15 protein-coding genes are annotated in these 16978 nt (G+C 64.7%); 6 read left to right on the top strand and 9 right to left on the bottom strand.

Going from position 1 to position 16978, the window contains the following annotated elements:
• Nucleotides 1–40 precede the first annotated feature (40 nt).
• The 3 genes from AC1Q5P_RS14450 to AC1Q5P_RS14440 are packed head-to-tail and all read left to right on the top strand — an operon-like array spanning nt 41 to nt 5546.
• Entirely contained in the window at nt 41–2650 is a 2610-nt protein-coding gene (locus tag AC1Q5P_RS14450) for a TonB-dependent receptor (RefSeq protein WP_492478416.1), read from the top strand.
• Nucleotides 2650–4167 (top strand): tannase/feruloyl esterase family alpha/beta hydrolase, encoded by a 1518-nt coding sequence (locus AC1Q5P_RS14445; protein WP_492519287.1) that lies wholly within the window; start codon nt 2650–2652, stop codon nt 4165–4167. The genes AC1Q5P_RS14450 and AC1Q5P_RS14445 overlap by 1 nt, the downstream gene beginning before the upstream one ends.
• Complete coding sequence (locus tag AC1Q5P_RS14440; protein ID WP_492519286.1) at nt 4164–5546, top strand: MmgE/PrpD family protein; 1383 nt, start codon at nt 4164–4166, stop codon at nt 5544–5546. The genes AC1Q5P_RS14445 and AC1Q5P_RS14440 overlap by 4 nt, the downstream gene beginning before the upstream one ends.
• Here AC1Q5P_RS14440 and AC1Q5P_RS14435 read toward each other — a convergent pair.
• Nucleotides 5531–6037, bottom strand: a complete 507-nt coding sequence (locus tag AC1Q5P_RS14435; RefSeq protein ID WP_492519285.1) for a GreA/GreB family elongation factor — start codon at nt 6035–6037, stop codon at nt 5531–5533. The two genes, AC1Q5P_RS14440 and AC1Q5P_RS14435, sit on opposite strands and share 16 nt — an antisense overlap.
• Nucleotides 6038–6093: 56 nt before the next feature.
• Here AC1Q5P_RS14435 and ybaK point away from each other — a divergent pair, with 56 nt between their 5' ends.
• The gene (gene ybaK, locus AC1Q5P_RS14430; RefSeq protein WP_492519284.1) at nt 6094–6570 is read left to right on the top strand and encodes a Cys-tRNA(Pro) deacylase; all 477 of its coding nucleotides are present in this window, start codon (nt 6094–6096) and stop codon (nt 6568–6570) included.
• Here the strand turns inward: ybaK and AC1Q5P_RS14425 are convergent.
• The gene (locus AC1Q5P_RS14425) at nt 6567–7748 is read right to left on the bottom strand and encodes an MFS transporter (protein ID WP_492519283.1); all 1182 of its coding nucleotides are present in this window, start codon (nt 7746–7748) and stop codon (nt 6567–6569) included. The two genes, ybaK and AC1Q5P_RS14425, sit on opposite strands and share 4 nt — an antisense overlap.
• Before the next feature lie 93 nt (nt 7749–7841).
• On the opposite strand from AC1Q5P_RS14425, the gene AC1Q5P_RS14420 reads away from it, so the two are divergent.
• Nucleotides 7842–9020 (top strand): cytochrome P450, encoded by a 1179-nt coding sequence (locus tag AC1Q5P_RS14420; RefSeq protein WP_492519282.1) that lies wholly within the window; start codon nt 7842–7844, stop codon nt 9018–9020.
• 55 nt (nt 9021–9075) lie between these two features.
• Nucleotides 9076–10077, top strand: coding sequence for a LacI family DNA-binding transcriptional regulator (locus AC1Q5P_RS14415; RefSeq protein WP_492478409.1), 1002 nt, complete (start codon nt 9076–9078; stop codon nt 10075–10077).
• Here the strand turns inward: AC1Q5P_RS14415 and AC1Q5P_RS14410 are convergent.
• The 7 genes from AC1Q5P_RS14410 to AC1Q5P_RS14380 all read right to left on the bottom strand — a co-directional run bounded on the left by AC1Q5P_RS14410 (nt 10074) and on the right by AC1Q5P_RS14380 (nt 16970).
• Nucleotides 10074–10850 (bottom strand): SDR family NAD(P)-dependent oxidoreductase, encoded by a 777-nt coding sequence (locus AC1Q5P_RS14410; RefSeq protein ID WP_492478408.1) that lies wholly within the window; start codon nt 10848–10850, stop codon nt 10074–10076. The two genes, AC1Q5P_RS14415 and AC1Q5P_RS14410, sit on opposite strands and share 4 nt — an antisense overlap.
• On the bottom strand, nt 10847–11245 hold the full coding sequence (locus tag AC1Q5P_RS14405) for a c-type cytochrome (RefSeq protein ID WP_492478407.1): 399 nt from the start codon (nt 11243–11245) through the stop codon (nt 10847–10849). The genes AC1Q5P_RS14410 and AC1Q5P_RS14405 overlap by 4 nt, the downstream gene beginning before the upstream one ends.
• Complete coding sequence (locus tag AC1Q5P_RS14400) at nt 11242–12981, bottom strand: FAD-dependent oxidoreductase (RefSeq protein ID WP_492519281.1); 1740 nt, start codon at nt 12979–12981, stop codon at nt 11242–11244. The genes AC1Q5P_RS14405 and AC1Q5P_RS14400 overlap by 4 nt, the downstream gene beginning before the upstream one ends.
• A gap of 42 nt (nt 12982–13023) precedes the next feature.
• Nucleotides 13024–14370 carry an aromatic ring-hydroxylating oxygenase subunit alpha gene (locus AC1Q5P_RS14395; RefSeq protein ID WP_492519280.1) on the bottom strand — a complete coding sequence of 449 codons (1347 nt, stop codon included), beginning with the start codon at nt 14368–14370 and terminating at the stop codon, nt 13024–13026.
• Between the two features lie 70 nt (nt 14371–14440).
• On the bottom strand, nt 14441–14875 hold the full coding sequence (locus AC1Q5P_RS14390) for a nuclear transport factor 2 family protein (protein WP_039336769.1): 435 nt from the start codon (nt 14873–14875) through the stop codon (nt 14441–14443).
• A gap of 80 nt (nt 14876–14955) precedes the next feature.
• Nucleotides 14956–15507 (bottom strand): VOC family protein, encoded by a 552-nt coding sequence (locus AC1Q5P_RS14385; RefSeq protein WP_492519279.1) that lies wholly within the window; start codon nt 15505–15507, stop codon nt 14956–14958.
• Between the two features lie 128 nt (nt 15508–15635).
• Nucleotides 15636–16970: an aromatic ring-hydroxylating oxygenase subunit alpha gene (locus AC1Q5P_RS14380; protein ID WP_039336767.1), complete on the bottom strand. Its 1335-nt coding sequence runs from the start codon at nt 16968–16970 to the stop codon at nt 15636–15638.
• Between the last annotated feature and the right edge of the window lie 8 nt (nt 16971–16978).

Raw genomic sequence — 16978 nt, 5'->3', positions numbered from 1 at the left:
GAGTGCGTTGGGCCGTGAAGATACAAATGGGAGACTGAAGATGGGGAACCGGAACTCTTTCAAGGTGTTGCTTGCAGCAACATCTGCAATCGCTTGCATCGCATCTGCTCATGCGCAGGAGACGCAGAATTCAGCTGCGGACGCGCCCGAAGACCAGTCCATTATCGTCACCGGCAGCCGCATCCGCGGCATAGCCCCGGTCGGTTCGAACGTCATCGCCATCGGCGCGGACGACATCGCGCAGGAGCCGGTCACCTCGACGAATGACTTGCTCCGCCGCGTGCCGCAAGTCGTGTCGCTCGGCGCCAACCGCAACGGCGGCTCGGCTCAGAATGGTGCGGCCAACGCCACGCGCGGTGCCGGTATCAACCTGCGCGGCATCTCCACCAACGCCACGCTGCTGCTGTATGATGGCCGCCGCTTCCCGCCGCAGGGCACGCAAGGCCAGTACACCGATCCCTCGGTCCTGCCGGCCATCGCGCTCGAGCGGGTCGAGGTTGTCGCCGATGGTGCCTCGGCGGTCTATGGCTCCGATGCCATTGCCGGCGTCGTCAACTTCATTCTGCGCCGCAACTTCGATGGCGTAGAGGTGCGCGCCCGCGCCGGGATCGCCGAGGGCGGATACACCGAAAAGCAGTTCGCTGGAATCTTCGGCAAGAAGTGGGATGGCGGTTCGGCCATGATCGCCGCCGAATACACCGACAACACCCACCTGCGCGGCTACGATCTCGATTTCTACCAGGACGATAACCGCAACCGGGGTGGACGCGATCTGCGCGTGCAGAACTGCAATCCCGGCACGATCAGCCTTGGCGGCAAGACTTACGCGATTCCGCAGGGCGGGGTAACAGCGGCCAATGTCGGCTCGCTCGTCGCTGGCACTGCCAACCGCTGCTTCTACAACGCGCTGGATACCGTAATTCCCGAACAGAAGCGCTACAACGTCACGGCTGCCGTCTCGCAGGACGTGGGCGAGAGCGTGCGCCTGTTCGCCGACGGGTTCTATTCCTATCGCAACGGTACCATTGCCGGCATCAACAACATCAGCGCCACGGTGCGCAACACCAACCCGTTCTTCGTTACCCCTGTTCCGGGCACCACGCAGCAGACGGTCCTGTGGTCGATGGTCCCGACGCTGGGGCCTGACTTCAACCCCTACCACGGTGAATCCTGGAACGTCGTCGGCGGGATCGAGGCCAAGCTGGTCGGCGATTTCAAGGCGACCGCCTATTACGCCCACGGCGAGTCCGAGGACGTGGCCGATCGCCGCCTCGGCGTGAACACCGCCGCACTCAACGCTGCCCTTGCCGATACAAACCCGGCCACAGCGCTCAATGTCTTCGGCGGGCCGAACAACCCCGCCACTCTGGCGAAGATCCGCGACAATCTGTTCGTGATCACCGGCCGCACCAAGCTAGACGTTGCCAACGTCCAGCTCGATGGCTCGCTGTTCGACCTTCCCGGTGGCGCCGTCCGCGTGGCCCTTGGCGGCGAATACCGCGAGGAATACACCTACACCGACCTGCTCACCGGGCAGGCCGCCACTCCGCGCCGCACTGCCGATTCCGGCACACGTAACGTGAAGGCAGTGTTCGGCGAGCTCTTCGTGCCGATCGTCGGCAGCGGCAATGCGATGCCGGGGATAGAGCAGCTCTCGCTGTCGATCGCGGGTCGCCACGAAAAGTACAGCGATTTCGGCAGCACCACCAATCCGAAGATCGGCCTCACCTGGAAGCCGGTCGAATCTCTGACCCTGCGTGGCAGCTATGGCACGTCCTTCCGCGCGCCGACCTTCACCGAGGTCTCGACCATCGCGGGCGGGGCGGGGCTCTACTATGATACGCTGCCGGGTGCCTCGGGCAACCTCACCGGCATCGGCATTGCGGGCGGCAATCCGGGGCTCAAGCCCGAGACCGCGACGACCTGGTCTGTTGGCGCGGAATTCCGCCCGATCAGCGCGGTGCGCCTGTCGCTGACCTATTTCGACATCGACTACAAGGATCAGATCCAGGCTCTTCGCGGCACGCCAGGTATCCTCACCAACCCGCTATATGCCTCGTTCGTGAAGCTGAATCCGACGCAGGCCGAAGTCGACGCACTGATTGCCTCAGGGCTACCGATCAATAACACAATCAACGCCAACGCCGTGCAGTTCATCGTCGATGGACGCCGCCAGAATCTCGGCCGTTCGCGCGTGCGTGGCATCGATTTCGCGGCCTATGCCAACTGGGATGTCGGCGCGGTGAAGTTCGATGCGGGCGTTTCGGGCACCTACTATACCAAGTACCTGTTCCAGGCGCTGCCCGGCGCTGCCGTATCCAATGTCATCGGGCTCATCAACTTCCCGCAGAAGTTCCGTTCGCAGGCGGATATCGGTGCGAAGGTTGGCATCTTCTCCGGCCGCCTGACCTGGAATCACCTGGCTGCCTACACCAACACCACGGTCACGCCGGTGCAGAAGGTCTCGAACTACGATACCTTCGACCTTGGCCTCAACGTCGAGGTGAACGAGCATCTGCGCATCGGCTTTGACGTGCGTAACCTGCTGAACGAGGATCCGCCGTTCGTCGATACCTCGCGCGGCTACGATCCGCAGTCCGCCAACCCGATCCCGCGCATGTTCTCGATGACGGCAGGCGTGAAGTTCTGATGGCGGCGCTGCTATCGCTCCTGGCGGCGGCCACGATTGCCAGCGCCAGCCCCGGCGATTGCAGCGCGCTTGAGGGCGCCAGCGGGGACGTGGTGGTCGAAAAGGCCACCGCGATCCCCGCAGGCGTTGCCTTCAGGCCCGATGACAAGACCACCTTCTACAAGTCCGTTCCCGTCAATGCGCCGTTCTGCCGGGTCGAGGGCAGGATCGAGGGCACCATCGGCTTTGAACTTTGGCTGCCGATGGCGTGGAACGGGCGCTTGCTCGGTGCGGGCGTCGGCGGTGATGCCGGGGTGTTCAACTACCTGGACATGAGCCTGCGCGTCGCCCAGGGCTTCGCCACCGTCACAACCGACAGCGGCCACAAGGTGACCGAGGCCCACTGGATGCGTGCGCCCAAGGCCCGAACCGATTACGAACATCGCGCGGTTCACCTGACGGCACAGGCCGCAAAGGCGCTCGCTGCCCGGTTCTATGCAAGGCCAGTCGAACGCAGCTACTTCACCGGCTGCTCGGGCGGCGGCCGACAGGCGCTCAAGGAAATGCAGGTTCACCCGCTCGATTATGACGGCGTGATTGCAGGTGCGCCGGGGCCTAACATGCCGCTGCAATCGGTGCGGATGATGTGGTTCGCGCTCGAAGCACAGCGCAAGCCGGCGGCCGCGCTCAGTGACGCTGATTGGTCGCTCTACGAGAACGCGGTGACCCGCGCCTGCGATCCGCTGGACGGCAAGGTCGACGGGATCATCACTAACCCCTTGCAATGCCGCTTCCGCACGGCGACGCTCCTGTGCAAGCCGGGGCAGGCCGAAGGCTGCCTGACCGCGCCCAAGCTTGCCATGCTCAAGGCCGTCATTGCACCATTGCGCGACGAACGGGGCAGGGCGATGGACCGGGGCCTGTTCCCCGCTGTCCGCACGCGCCCCGGCCCGCCGTCGCCGCTGTTGCGCGCGATGTGGGCCGACGCCGCGCACGATGATCCCGAATGGGATGCGCTGACCTTCAGCCGCACCGGTGATCTTGCCACGATCAACCGCCTGATGCCGCAGTTGCGGGCTGACAGCACGGAGATCAGCCCTTTCCTCTCAGCCGGGCACCGCGCGATCATTTATCAGGGCTGGCAGGACCCATCGACCAACGCCGGGCCGACGCTCGAATATTACGGCGCGCTGGCCCGCGATAACGGCGGTCTGGCGAAGCTGTCCGAAGCCGTGCGCCTCTTCATGGTCCCCGGCATGTACCATTGCCGTGGTGGTCCGGGAGCGGACACATTTGGCGCTTCCGGTCATGCGCCGATCAGCGAAGATCCGGCCAGCGACATGCTTTGGGCGCTGATCCGCTGGGTCGAGGAAGGCATCGCCCCCGCGCGCATCGAGGCGCGCAAGATTGCCGATGGCACAAGCTTCACGCGCCCGATCTGCGCTTTCCCCGCATCGGCCCGGCTTGAGCGTGGCCAGTGGACCTGCCGCCACGATCCCGCCCTGCTGGCATGGCCCTCTGCCCGGCTGAAACGATGACTGAAACTCTCAGCGACCTGCTCTGCCGCCACATCGCCACGGCCCGATGGGAAAGCCTGCCCGATCGTGCCCGGGACGGCGCACGCAGCGTCGCGCTCGACGCCATCGGCGTGATGCACGCGGCCAGTGGCTTGGCGCCCGAGGCCGCACCGTTCATCGCGCTGGCCCGTGCCAACGGGGCAGGGCCGTGCTCGATCATCGGGACGCCGCATCGTGTCCAGCCGCTTGGCGCAGCGCTTGCCAATGGCGCGCTGGCCCACGCGGTCGATTATGAGGACGCCTTCGATCGCGCCCCGGCACACCCAAATGCGTCTCTCGTCCCCGTCCTGCTTGCGCTCGCCCAATCAGAAGGCCCGGTCGATGGCCGCCGCTTCCTCACGGCGCTGGCCGTTGGCGGCGATGTGGCCTGCCGGATTGCGCTTTCGCTACGCCAGCCGATGGAGCAGGGTGGCTGGTACCCCCCGCCGATCGTTGCGGCATTCGGCGCGGTGGCGGGGGCGGCCAATCTGCTGGGCCTGTCCCCTCAGCAGACCAAGGATGCCCTTTCGCTGACCTTGTGCCAGGTGACGATGCCGGGCGAGATCAAGCACAGCCGCCGCACCACCTTGCGCGCGGTGCGCGAAGCCTTTCCGGCCCAGGCCGCGCTGACCGCCGCATTGCTGGCGCGCGAAGGCGTTCCCGGCTTCGAAGAGCCGCTCGAGGGCAAGTCCGCCTTTTTCGCACTCTACGCTGGCCGACAGTTCGATCCGGCTGACCTGACGGACCGCCTCGGCACCCACTATTGGGGCAGCGAGTTGACCTTCAAGCCGTGGCCGTCCTGCCGCGGCACGCACCCGTTCATCGAAATGGCGCTGGACCTATCCGCGCGCCACGGCATCAGGCAGTCCAGCATCGAACGCGTCGAAGTCAGCGTCGATGCCATCCAGTCAATGCTCGTAGAGCCGCTGGCCCGCAAGCAGGCGCCCGAGACGGCGATTGACGCCAAGTTCTCGGTTCCCTTCACCACCGCGCTGGCCCTGGTGCGCGGCGCGGTGCGGCTTGACGATTTCGACGCCGCCAGCCTCACCGATCCCGAAGTTCTGGCCATGGCCGCCCGCGTCCAGGCCACGGTGGAGCATCGGCCAGAATGGCAACCCGGCGTGGGCGGCGCGATGCGGATCGTGACGGACGATGGCGAAAGCCATCACGCCTGGCTCGAGAACGCGCTGGGCTGCCCTGCGCGGCCACTCTCCCCGGAAGCTCAAAGCGCCAAGTTCATCGATTGCGTCGGGCGTGCAGCCGTCCCCGTCATGCCCGAGGCCGCCAGCCGCCTTGCCGATGCGATCCTCGGGCTAGATACTCTGGCTGACGTTGGCGCGCTGTTTCAGCCGACGGAGTAAGTGCCCTCGGCGGCGAGACAAGCCGGTCGGATAGCCAGAACCTCGATCGCCTCGGCCTTGCCACCGAAGTCGACAAGCTCGCCTTCCTCGGCCTCCATCATCGCCCGTGCCAGCGGCGCGGACCATGCGATCAGCCCGGCGGCGGGATCGGCCTCGTCATCGCCGACGATGGTGATCCACCGCGCCTTGCCGTTGAGACGATACTGGACCGAGCAGCCGAATGCCACGGTGTCGCCATCGGGAGCGGGCATCAACTCGGCCGTTGCTGCGCGCGTGCTCCAGTAGCGCTGTTCGCGCCGCGCCTTCTTGATCATTGCCTCATCCGCGCCCTCGGCTACCAGAGCCTGCACCTTGTCTTCGCAAGCCTCCACCTGCGTCCGGATCAACGCCAGTCCCCGCTCGGTCACCAGATTCGGCCCCGGCGGGATCGGCAGTTCGAACACCGGTTCAAGATGTTCGTCATCACTTTCCCGGCGAAACGCGACGCTCATGCACAAAACTCCAAACAGGCTGGCTTCCGATTGGCGGTCCTGCCAAAGGACCGCCTATGGCACAGGCAACCCGGGCAACGAAAGCGCTCGAACAGGCCGGTATCCGGTTCGAACTGCGCAGCTACGAATATGATCCCGATGCGGACTCCATCGGGCAAGCCGCCGCGTCCGCGCTGGGCGTGGAACCGGCGCAGGTGTTCAAGACGCTGATGGTGCTGATCGACGGCAAGCCCGCCTGTGCCATCGCGCCCAGTGACGGCGAGGTTTCCATGAAGCGCGTCGCGGCAGCGCTGGGGGCAAAGTCTGCAACGATGATGCGTCCCGGCGATGCCGAACGCCTCACCGGCTACAAGGTCGGCGGGATCAGCCCGTTCGGCCAGATGAAACGCGTGGCCGTGGCGATCGACGAGACCGCGCTTCTATGGGACGCGATCTTCATCAACGGTGGCCAGCGCGGCCTGCAGGTGCATCTGGCCGGAACGGACGCGGCGCGCTTGCTGGACGCGGTCGTCGCCGATATCAGCGCGGCCTAGCCTCGCGCCGACGCCAGCCGTGAACGCGCCAGTGCGCAGCACAATGCCGTCGATGTCGTGATAACCAGCGCCACAGCCAGCCGCAGCGGATCTATGGGCGCAAACAGCCCCAGCACGCTCATCGCCGAGCCGCTTGCCAGCATCTGCAGCGCGCCTGCGAGGCTGGTTGCCGTGGCGGCAAGGCCGGGTTCGGCAAAGCCCACTGCGTTGAAGGCAACAGGTCCGGCAAGGCCCGCTCCAAGACCCAGCAGCATGATCGGCGCGATCAGTAGCCCGACACCTTCGATCCCCACCAGCGCCAGCACCAGCGCAATCCCCGCGCCCAGAGCAGAACTGCCCGTGCCGATGATCAGAGCACTCGAACGCCGCTCCACCGGCACGACCAGACGCGTCCCGACGATGCTTGCGGCGGCCACCCACAGCAGCGCGGTGCCGGCTTCGCCCGAGGACAGGCCGAAACGGTGGACCAGCAGGAAGGGGGCGGCACCAAGGAACATGAACAATCCGCTACTGGCGGCGCCCAAGGTAGCCGCCGTGAGCACGAATTGCCGGTTTCTTGCCAGCTTGGCGTAGGAAGCGATCAGTCCGCTGCGCGCGCTTGCCACTCCGGCCTGAACCGTTTCCGGCAGGCGCCAGAAGGCCGCTGCCAGCGTGGCCGCTCCGCTCAGCGCAAGCAGGGCGAAGACGGCGCGCCACCCGGCAAGATCGGCCAGGCTTCCGCCGATCACGGGGGCAACCGCGGGAGATATCAGCACAATGGTCATCAAGGTCGCCTGCGCGCCGGCTGCGCGGTCCTTGCCGAACAAGTCGCCGACCATGACCCGGGCAGTCACGACGCCGAAGGCCCCGCCTGCTGCTTGCATGGCGCGTGCGGCAAGCAGCAGGCCAGTGGTCGTTGCCAGCGCCCCCGCCAGTGCCCCGGCAATGAACAGCATCAGGCCCGCCAGCATGACCGGTCGTCGTCCAAGGCGGTCGATCATGGGGCCGGCCAGCAATTGGCCCGATCCTAGCCCGGCAAGGTAGATGCTCACCACTTGCTGCGCCTTGGCTTCGCCGATTGCCAGATCGGCTGCGATCAGGGGCAGCGCCGGCACCAGCATGTGGATGGCGATCGATCCGGTGGCCGCAATCGCCGCCAGGGTCACGATAATTGCCCAGTAGTCTCGTCTCGTGCTCAACACTTCACGCTCTCACGTCCCTTGGTCCATATGCCGCGCCCAAACGAATGATAGCGCTTGCATGCGCTTGAATGCGTGCTTATGCAACCGATCATGACCGATCGCCTGCAGGATTTCGATCCGGAACTTCCGGAAGACTTTGACAGCCCCCATGCCGAATATGCGCGCCTGCGCCAGCAGTGCCCAGTTGCCTGGACAGAAGGCCTCGGCAGCTTCTGGGCAGTGACGCGGTACGAAGACGTAAAGCGTGTGGCGTCGGATTCTGCCACCTTCATCACCTCGGTCCAGAATGTGATTCCGAAAGTCGCCTATACCGGGCGCCGGCCGCCGTTGCACCTCGATCCGCCCGAGCACACGCCATATCGGAAGGCGCTCAATCCCCTGCTCTCGCTCGATCGGGCCGAAACCTTCGCCCCGCGTGCCCGCGAACTGACCCGTGCCCTGCTGGCGCCGATGGTGTCCCGGGGAGGCGGAGATATCTGCGTCGAACTGTCCAGCTATCTTCCGGTTCACGTGTTCGGCGAATGGATGCGCATTCCCGAGGACTGGCTCGATACGCTCCATGACAATGGCCGCGCTTTCATCCTTGCCGTGCATTCCAACAAGCCCGAGGTGATGAAGGAGACTTCGCTCCGCCTTTATGACATGGCCCGCGCCCTGATCGCGCTGCGCCACGAACACCCGCAGGATCCGGCGCTCGATCCCACCAGCGCGCTGCTTCAGGCGCGGCACGAAGGCGAGCCATTGCCCGACGAATTGCTGGTCGGCACCGTCCGGCAGGTCCTTGTCGTCGGCATGGTCGCGCCCATGGTGATGATCGGCAACATCTGCGTGCATCTCTCGCGTGACAAGGCGCTGCAGCAGAAACTGCGGTGTGACCCTTCGCTCATCTCCGCGGCAATAGAAGAGTTTCTCCGGCTGTACACGCCCTATCGCGGCTTTGCGCGAACCGCTGTCTGCCCGGTGGACCTCGGCGGTCGTACCATCGAACCGGGCGAGGCGATTGCGCTGATCTATGCCTCGGCCAATCGGGATGAGGCCGTGTTCCCCAACCCTGACGAGTTCATTCTGGATCGGCCCAACATCGCCCAGCACCTTGCCTTCGGGCGCGGCCCGCACAACTGCCCGGGCATTCATCTGGGCCGCATGCAGCTGCGCGTCGCGCTCGAGGAAATCTTGGGCGCAACCAGCGAGTTCGAACTTTCCGGGCCGGTCACGGTCAGCCGCTGGCCAGAGATCGGCGCGCTATCCGTGCCACTGCGGTTCGCCTGATCTGGCAAAAGAGAGCGATTGCATCATCGGCCGGGATCGCGCTAGCGTGGGCGGGATGAGCGCACCGATCGACAAGACGCCGACCCTGGACGATGTGGCTCTGATGGCCGGGGTATCGACCGCGACCGTCAGCCGCTTCGTCAACAATCCCGAGGTCGTGGCAAAGGGTACGGCAGAGCGCATCCGTGCTGCGATCGCTGCAACCGGTTACATTCCCAATCTGCTGGCGGGCGGTCTGGCCTCGAGCCGGTCGAAGATGGTCGCGGTGCTGATTCCGTATCTCACCGACTCGATCTTCAACGATACGATCCAGGCCATGGTCGAAGAACTTTCAGCAGCAGGGACAACGGTCATGCTCGGCCTGACCGGCGTTTCGGAGAAGCGCACCGAGGACCTGATCCGCGCGGCCCTCAGCCGCCGGGTCGACGCGATCATCTTCACCGGGCCGGTCACGCCGCAGGTCGATGCCATGGTGCGGCGCAGCCCGGCCTTGTTCATCCAGATGTGGGACCTGCCTGAAGACCCCATCGGCATGGCGGTCGGCTTTTCGCACCATGCCGCCGGGCGTGACATCGCACGCTTCCTGATGTCGCGCGGCTATCGCCGTCCGCATGTCGTCACCGCCGAAGGTGCACGCGCCAATATGCGACGCGCCGGTTTCGTCGAGGAATGGCAGGCAACCGGGCACGAGCCGCCCAGTGAATCCTGCGTGCAGGTGCCCTCGAGCTTTGGGCACGCCCGCCGCATCTTTGCCGAGGTCCGCCGTTTGCCCGAGATGCCCGACGTCGTGGTCTGCGGCTCGGACTATCTCGCGCAAGGCGTCATCGTCGAGGCGCTGGCCGCCGGGCTGCGCGTGCCTGAAGACATTGCCGTGGTCGGCTTTGGCAACAGCTCGATCGCCGGGGAGATGCGCCCCACGATCACCTCGGTCGAGGTGGACGGTGCCCGGATCGCGCGCGAGGCCATCGCCGCCATCCGCAAGCACCGCCCGAACCAACCCCCGGCAGAGCGGTGGGTCGATGTCGGCTTCCGCCTAGTCGCCCGCGAAAGCGCCTAGCGCGTAAGGTAGCCGCCTTCCACCGCAAGGCTGTGCCCGGTGACATAGCTCGCCGCGTCCGAACACAGCCACGCGCTGGCCTCTGCCACTTCTTCCGGTTTGCCGAAGCGACCGAACAGGCTGAGCGCGGGGGCGAACTCTTCCTCGGTGAAGCCGGTCGTCTCCAGCGCACCGCGCAGCATCGGCGTGTCGATCGCGCCGGGCAGGACCGCGTTCACGCGGATGCCCTTGCCGGCATATTCAAGACTGCCGGTCTTGGTCAGGCCGATCACGCCATGCTTGGCGGCAACATAGGCCGCGTTATTGGGCTGCGGGCGGAACGAGCTGACTGAGCCGATATTGACGATCGAGCCCGAGGAACCCTGCGCAAGCAACTGGCGAATCTCGTATTTCATGCAGAGCATGACCGAGCGCAGGTCGACGTTCAGCACCTTGTCGAACACTGCCATGTCAGCTTCATGGATCGGCAGGACATCGGGTGTGATCGCAGCGTTGTTAACCGCGCAATCGAGCCTGCCGAACGTGGCGACCGTTTCCGCCACCAGCGCCTCGACCTGGGCCTCGTCGGCCACGTCCGTGCGCACGGCATGGGCGCTGCCTCCAGCCTCGCGGATCGCGGCGACAGTGGCCGCAGCGGTGTCTGCGTTGATGTCCGAGACGATGACCTTTGCCCCACGCGCGGCGAGGAGGCGCGCGGTTGCCGCGCCCATGCCCACGCCCGCGCCGGTAACGATGGCGACCTTGCCTTCAAGCGATACGAGGTTCGGATTCACGATGTAGCTCCCTGTGCGATCCACGTGCGGATCTTGGCCATGTCGGTTTCGTTCAACGGCGCTCCGCCGAAAGGCATGCGCGCGCCCTGTCCGCCATGATCGTTATGCGTACCTTCCAGCTTCATCACCAGATAGGACTTGTCCGGGGCGCCCGGTGCCACCCGCATGATCGCAGGCGCCCCTTCCGAAGGCTTGCCGACAAGGAAGCCGATCGCCGCATCGCCAACCAGCGACATGCCCCCTGCCTCTTCGCCGGTCAGATGGCAGGTTGCACAGTTCTGCTCCAGGATCGGCACAATATCCGTTTGATACGAGACGGTTGGCGCAAGTTGTTCAGCACGTGCCGAGAAGGCGAGAGCGAGCAGGGCAGCGCCGCCCAGGGCAAGCTGTTTCATGCCGACACCGCGTGCCGTCCGGCGATGTAGCCGAAAGTCACCGCAGGACCGATCGTGCCGCCAGCGCCGAGATAGGCCTGGCCCGTCGGCGCGGCGATGCAGTTGCCGGCAGCATAGAGGCCCGGGATGGGTTGCCCGTTTGCAGCCAGCACTTGCGCATCGGCATTGATCTGCGGACCTCCCGCCGTATCGAGTGTGCCGGGTGCGAGCACGATCGCGTAATAAGGTCCTTTTGCAGAAAACGGGTGCATCGTATTGTTCGGGAACGGGTTTTCAGGTTGGCTGGTGCCTTGCCGACGCGCCGAGAACAACAAGTGCCATTCGCGGTCGTACAGGTACTTGCCCCGCCCGAATTCGGGATCGACGCCCTTCTTGGCGTAAGCATTAAAGTTCGTGATGGATTGCTTTGCATTTACTGCAAATTCTGCGCTGAGCCTCACGCCACCGGTCCGGTCCTGCCACGCTGCCAGCTGTGCGTCGATACCGGCGAAGACCTCGTCCCACGTCTGTCCTTCGACCAGATGTGGCTGCTCTGCTTTGTTCACCGGGAAGGGGAAGGCCCCACCGAAGGCATCGATGCTGCGCTGGTCGAACAGCATGAACATCAGATGGTTGGGGTATTCCTCGTGCGCCGGGTCGTACCAGAAGTGGGCCTGCGTGCGGTCGTTGTAATCGCGCTTCTCGTTGACCACGCGCTTGCCGTACTTGTTGACGAGGATCATCGAATCCCCCGGCAGAACGAAGGCGCCAAGGCCGATCCCGCGCGTCTTGAGCGCCTCGCCCAGCACGACCTGCGTCCGCCAGCCAAGCCCCATGTTGCCCATCATCGCGCCCGCTTCCTGCGCGATCGGAATAAAGTCTCCGGTCGAACCCGGCAGCGAGCATGAGCCGTAGACGGCGGGCTGGTGGACATCGCACAACTGCACGTTGTGGCTGTAACCACCGGTGCCAAAGACCACGCCCTTGTTCGCCTTGATACGGATGGTCTTGTCACCCTGCTTGGCCTCGGCCCCGATCACCCGGCCCGATCCATCCTTGACCAGCCGGGTAACGCGGGTCCGCGTGAGGATCGGCACGCCCTTGGCCTTCAGATATGCATGCATCTGCGAGGCAAGGCTGCCGCCGCCCTGGGTCGAGCCCGAACCCACCGCCGGTTCCAGCGCGCGGCCGGTCGGCACCTTGTTCTCGGGCAGATGGTCGGCATAGTCCGGGGCGGGCTTGTCCACCTGGAACAGGCGGAACTGCTTGAACTGCACCGCGCCCAGCTCACGCAGGTGATCTACCGCGGCAGAGCCATGGTCATAGAAGGCCTCGACCACGCGGTAACGGTTTTCATCAAGGCCCAGCGTCGGGCTGTTAGGGTTGTACTGGCGCGGATAGCCATAGCGCACGACGTAGCGCAGCGCATCGGCCTTGGGGTCCTCGATGCCCTGTTCGCGAAAGATGAAGTGGTTGAAGATCCACGTGACGCCGCCTGATTTGGCGGTGGTGCCGCCAAGGATCGGCATCTTCTCGAGCATCATCACCTTCGCGCCTGCCGCAAGGGCCGTGACTGCCGCCGTACCTGCCGCCGCGCCAGAGCCGACGCACAGCACGTCGCATTCATGGTCCCACCCCGAAGCGGGCGCGTCTGCGGCCTGTGCGGCGGTGGCGATGCCGCCGGTTGCTGCCGCCGCCGCTGCAACGCCTGCACCGGCGAGCAGCTGACGCCGGTCGATCCCCTTTTGCTGGGTCATGTCACGTTTCTCCCGTCGTCTCTTGCCATGGTTGCGGGGCGCTCACCGCCGCCCCGCGATGTAATCGTTGATCACCTCGTGGAACCGCCGCACCCGGTTTTCCTGCCGTGCCAGATAGGCGTCATCGTGCCCGAGTGAGTGCAGGCCCTGCTGCTGCGTCACGGCCACGTCGAGATCCTGGATGAGGAAGTCGCCCTGCGGGATCTCTGCGCTGTAGGCGTCAAAGTCGCCGCTCTGATGCTCGGCTTCCTTCCACGGGCGCAGTCCATAAAGCGTCGGCACATCCGCGCCCCCGGCCACTTCCGGCGCAAGATACCAGTAGTCGAAGGTTGACCAGTTGGGATCTTCCATGTCCGGTTCGGTGCGGAATACGTGGAGTCCTTCGGGCGTGCCGGTCAGCGTCAGGTTCGGGAAGCAAGTGTGGTGGAACTGGTCGGTCAGCTCGTCATCGGCCAGCTTTTCGAAGTGCTTGTAGCCCCGCTCCGGCCCGAGCTTGCGCCGCGCCTGCTGCAGCGCGAGGCGGCCTTCCTGTGCGCGTCCTTCGAAGTCTGCGGGATCGAGGTCCCACTCCTTGAGCACTTGCGCCCACAGCGGTTTCATCTGCTGCGCGTCCTGATAGCGGCTCGAAGGCTGCAGCTTCTCGATCATGCGATTGTGCCCGGTCGGGTACATTTCGAACACGGTGGTCGAGTAGTGATCGTCGATCATGCCCTCGAACTGCGGGTGGACCGCAGGGATGTGGTAGGCTTCGTTGAAGTTGTCGGAAGCGAACTTCCAGTTGGTGTTGACCCGCAGCGTGCGCCACACCACGCGCTTCCAGCTGGCGAGATCGCGATTTCCGAGCAGCGTGGGGATGGGATCGAGGTATTCCAGCAGCGGCACGGCATTGGGATCGAAGCTGTAGAAGATGAAGCCGCCCCAGGTCTCGCAGGGCACTTCCTTCATGCGCAACTTGCCGCAGGGGGAGCCCTGCGGGAAATCCTCTTCGTCCTGCACCCAGTCCAGCGCGCCGTTTATGTTCCACTTCCAGCCGTGGTAGGGGCAAGTGAAATGCTCGCCCACGCCGCCTTCCTCAACGGTGACAAGGCGGTTGCCACGGTGGCGGCAGACATTGTGGAAGGCGCGGATGCCGCCATCCTTCTGGCGCACCATGATGACCGACTGGCGCATGAAGTTGTGGGTGATGAAATCGCCCGCTTCCTCGAGCTGGCTTTCCCGCCCGCCGACGTGCCACACGCGCTTCCACATGTGCTCCCATTCCAGCGCGGCGAAGTCCTTCGACCAGTAGCGGTCACCGGTGATGGCATCGCCGCGCGGTTCGGGGAACTGCGCGCTGGCGTGGGTGGGGTAGGGGGCATCGACTTCGGGGACCTGGATATAGGTGGCCATGGTAAAGCGCTCCTGTAACCGGCGATCTCCCCGAGCGCCGGATGGGGTTTGTTTTCTTGCTTTTTCTAAGTTACTTTGCGTTATCGAGCGTGCCCGAGAGCGGCATCAGGAAGTCCATGGTGTAGCGCGTGGCCTTCCAGCCTGCTCCGGCGCGACGGACTTCGAAATAGTAGCGACCGTTGACGGTCACGGCGCGGCCGTCCTTGCCCACGCCCATGCCGATCACATAGGCGCGCATCGAAGCGGTATCGCCTTCGTAGCCGGTCAGCGCGAAGTTGGTCAGGTAGTGGGCGTGGTGCTCCATGTTGGCGAAGACGTTGGTGAAGAACTCGCGGATGCCGGCGTGGCCGACCTGCGGGGTCAGGCCAATGCCCGAGAGATCGAACACCGCGTCCTCGGTAAAGACGTCGAGCACCGCGTCGATGTCGCTGACGGTATCGACCGCATGGGCATAGGCGATCATCAGGTCCTGAATCGCCAGGCGATCCTCGATAGGGCAATTCATTGTCGTGTCCTTTCAGATACTTATTATCTTTGTTGGATGTTTCCCCGGGGAAACATCGCTTGGAACATTACGTGAACATATTAATCGAACAGGGGCCGTATCGGGTCGGTCACGCCGTCCCAATCGGCGGCGCCCTGCGCGATGCGGGTGAAGGCGGAGGTCTGGTTATAGTCCTCTTCGACAATCTCGATCATGCAGCCGAGCGCCGGTACCGTGTCGACGTAGCAGAAGCGCATCGCGCCGAACTTGCCGTCGATGGCCACGGCAAAGCCCTGGTCGACATAGCGCTGGCGGCAGGCATCGTAGTCGGCGGTGTAAATGCAGAAATGGTGGAAGCCGGTCTGGCCCTTGGCGATGGTATCGCGATAGGCGCTGGGGCGGTCGCAGTGCTGCTGGATCAGTTCGATCTGCACGCCGCCGGACTGGGCGAGGGCAACGGAGAAGTCGATGCCTTCGGAAGGTGCGCCCCGATAGGTCGCCTCGGCCAGTTCGATGTGCGGGACCATGAAGAACGGCCCGATTCCGGTTGCCGCGATCCACGCCTTTGCCGCCTCTTCCACGTCCTCGACGATGAAGGCTGCCTGCATGACGTGCGGGCCGGTTTGGCCGGGGGTGATGGTGATGTTGCTCATTCCTTGTCCCTCTCCAAGGCGCAAAACCTTCCTGCTCCCCCGCGCAGGCGGGGGGCCTCAGTCGTTTTACGCTGTCGTTCCGTAGCAACACCGGGGCCCCCGCCTGCGCGGGAGCGCCAGTGATCAGATCACTCCCGCGCTGCCGTCGGATGCCCCAGCACCATGTCGTTCAGCTTTTCATGGAACCGCTGGACGCGCTTTTCCTGGCCCGGCAGCAGGCAGCCCTTGAAGCCGCGCGAATTGAGGCCCTGCTGCTGCGTGGTGCCGATCGACAGGTCCTGATCCGCAACAAAGCCCAATGAAACGCCGTCGCCATAGACCGAATGGCGCGCGATCGCGTCGTGCCGGAGGGGCGCAGGGCCGACGGGCGTGACGACTTCGGCCATCTTCGCGTTGGGCGGATAGAGGCACCAGTGCTGGAACACGCACTTTTCGGGGTCCGTCGGGTGCGGTTCGGTGCGCAGGATCTGGCACTGTTCGGGCGACATCGTGATCGTCAGGTTCGGGAACAGCGTGCAGTGGAAGTAGTCCACCAGCTGCTGGTCGGTCATCGACGAGTAGTCGTAGCCCGCGTCGGCCCCGCGCTCGCGCTTGGCCTTGATCACGGCCTCGCGGATGTCGGCGGTGCGGCCACGGTATTCCTTGGGATCGATGCCCCAGGCTTCCGCGGCTTCGTAGAGGCCCGGCGGCACGTCGCCGCTCACGTAGTCCTTGCGGCTGGTGGCCTGGTGGCCGATCATCCACATCGCGTTGTGGCCGTTCTCGTACATCTCGAACACGGTGGTCGGCAGGCCATCGTTGATGAAGGTGGCAAGTTCGGGGTGGATCGTCGGGAGGTGGTAGCTCTCGTTGAAGTTGTCGCGGATGATCTTCCAGTTGAAGTCGCAGTCCGCCGAGACATTGAGCACGCGCACCCAGTTGTCGAGCTTGTAGCCGGCGAGCCGCTCGGTATAGGGCCACAACCATTCGTGCAGAGGGGCGACGTCATCGTCCATGCACCAGAACACGAACGGGCCCCAGGTGTCGCAGCGCAGTTCGGACAGGGTAACCTTGCCGCATGGGTTGCCGCCGGCAAAGTCGTCCGGGTCCTGCACGTGGACCAGCGTGCCATCGGGATCGAACTGCCAACCGTGATAGCCGCAGGTCAGGCGCGGGGCGGAACCGACATCGCCCAGCACCAGGCGGTTACCGCGATGGGGGCAGGTGTTGTAGAACGCCTTTACGGAACCGTCGGCCTGTTTGACCATGACGACCGATTCCTTGCCGAAGTTGTGGCGGATGAAATCGCCCTCTTCCTCAAGATCGGCCAGCACGCCGCCAAGGTGCCAGACCTTGGGCCAGAGGTGCTTGTTCTCCAGCTCCATCCATTCACGGGTGATGTAGCGATCAGCGGTGATCGTGTCGCCGCGCACGGCAACGTCGAACTCCGGGGAATAGCGGGAAATCTTGTCCTGAGCGGTCATTTCGGCGT

It is taken from the genome of Novosphingobium sp. GW835-FHT14H07 (assembly GCF_058793515.1).
Note: the sequence above shows the minus strand (reverse complement) of the source record. Positions and strands in the feature narration are given on the sequence as shown.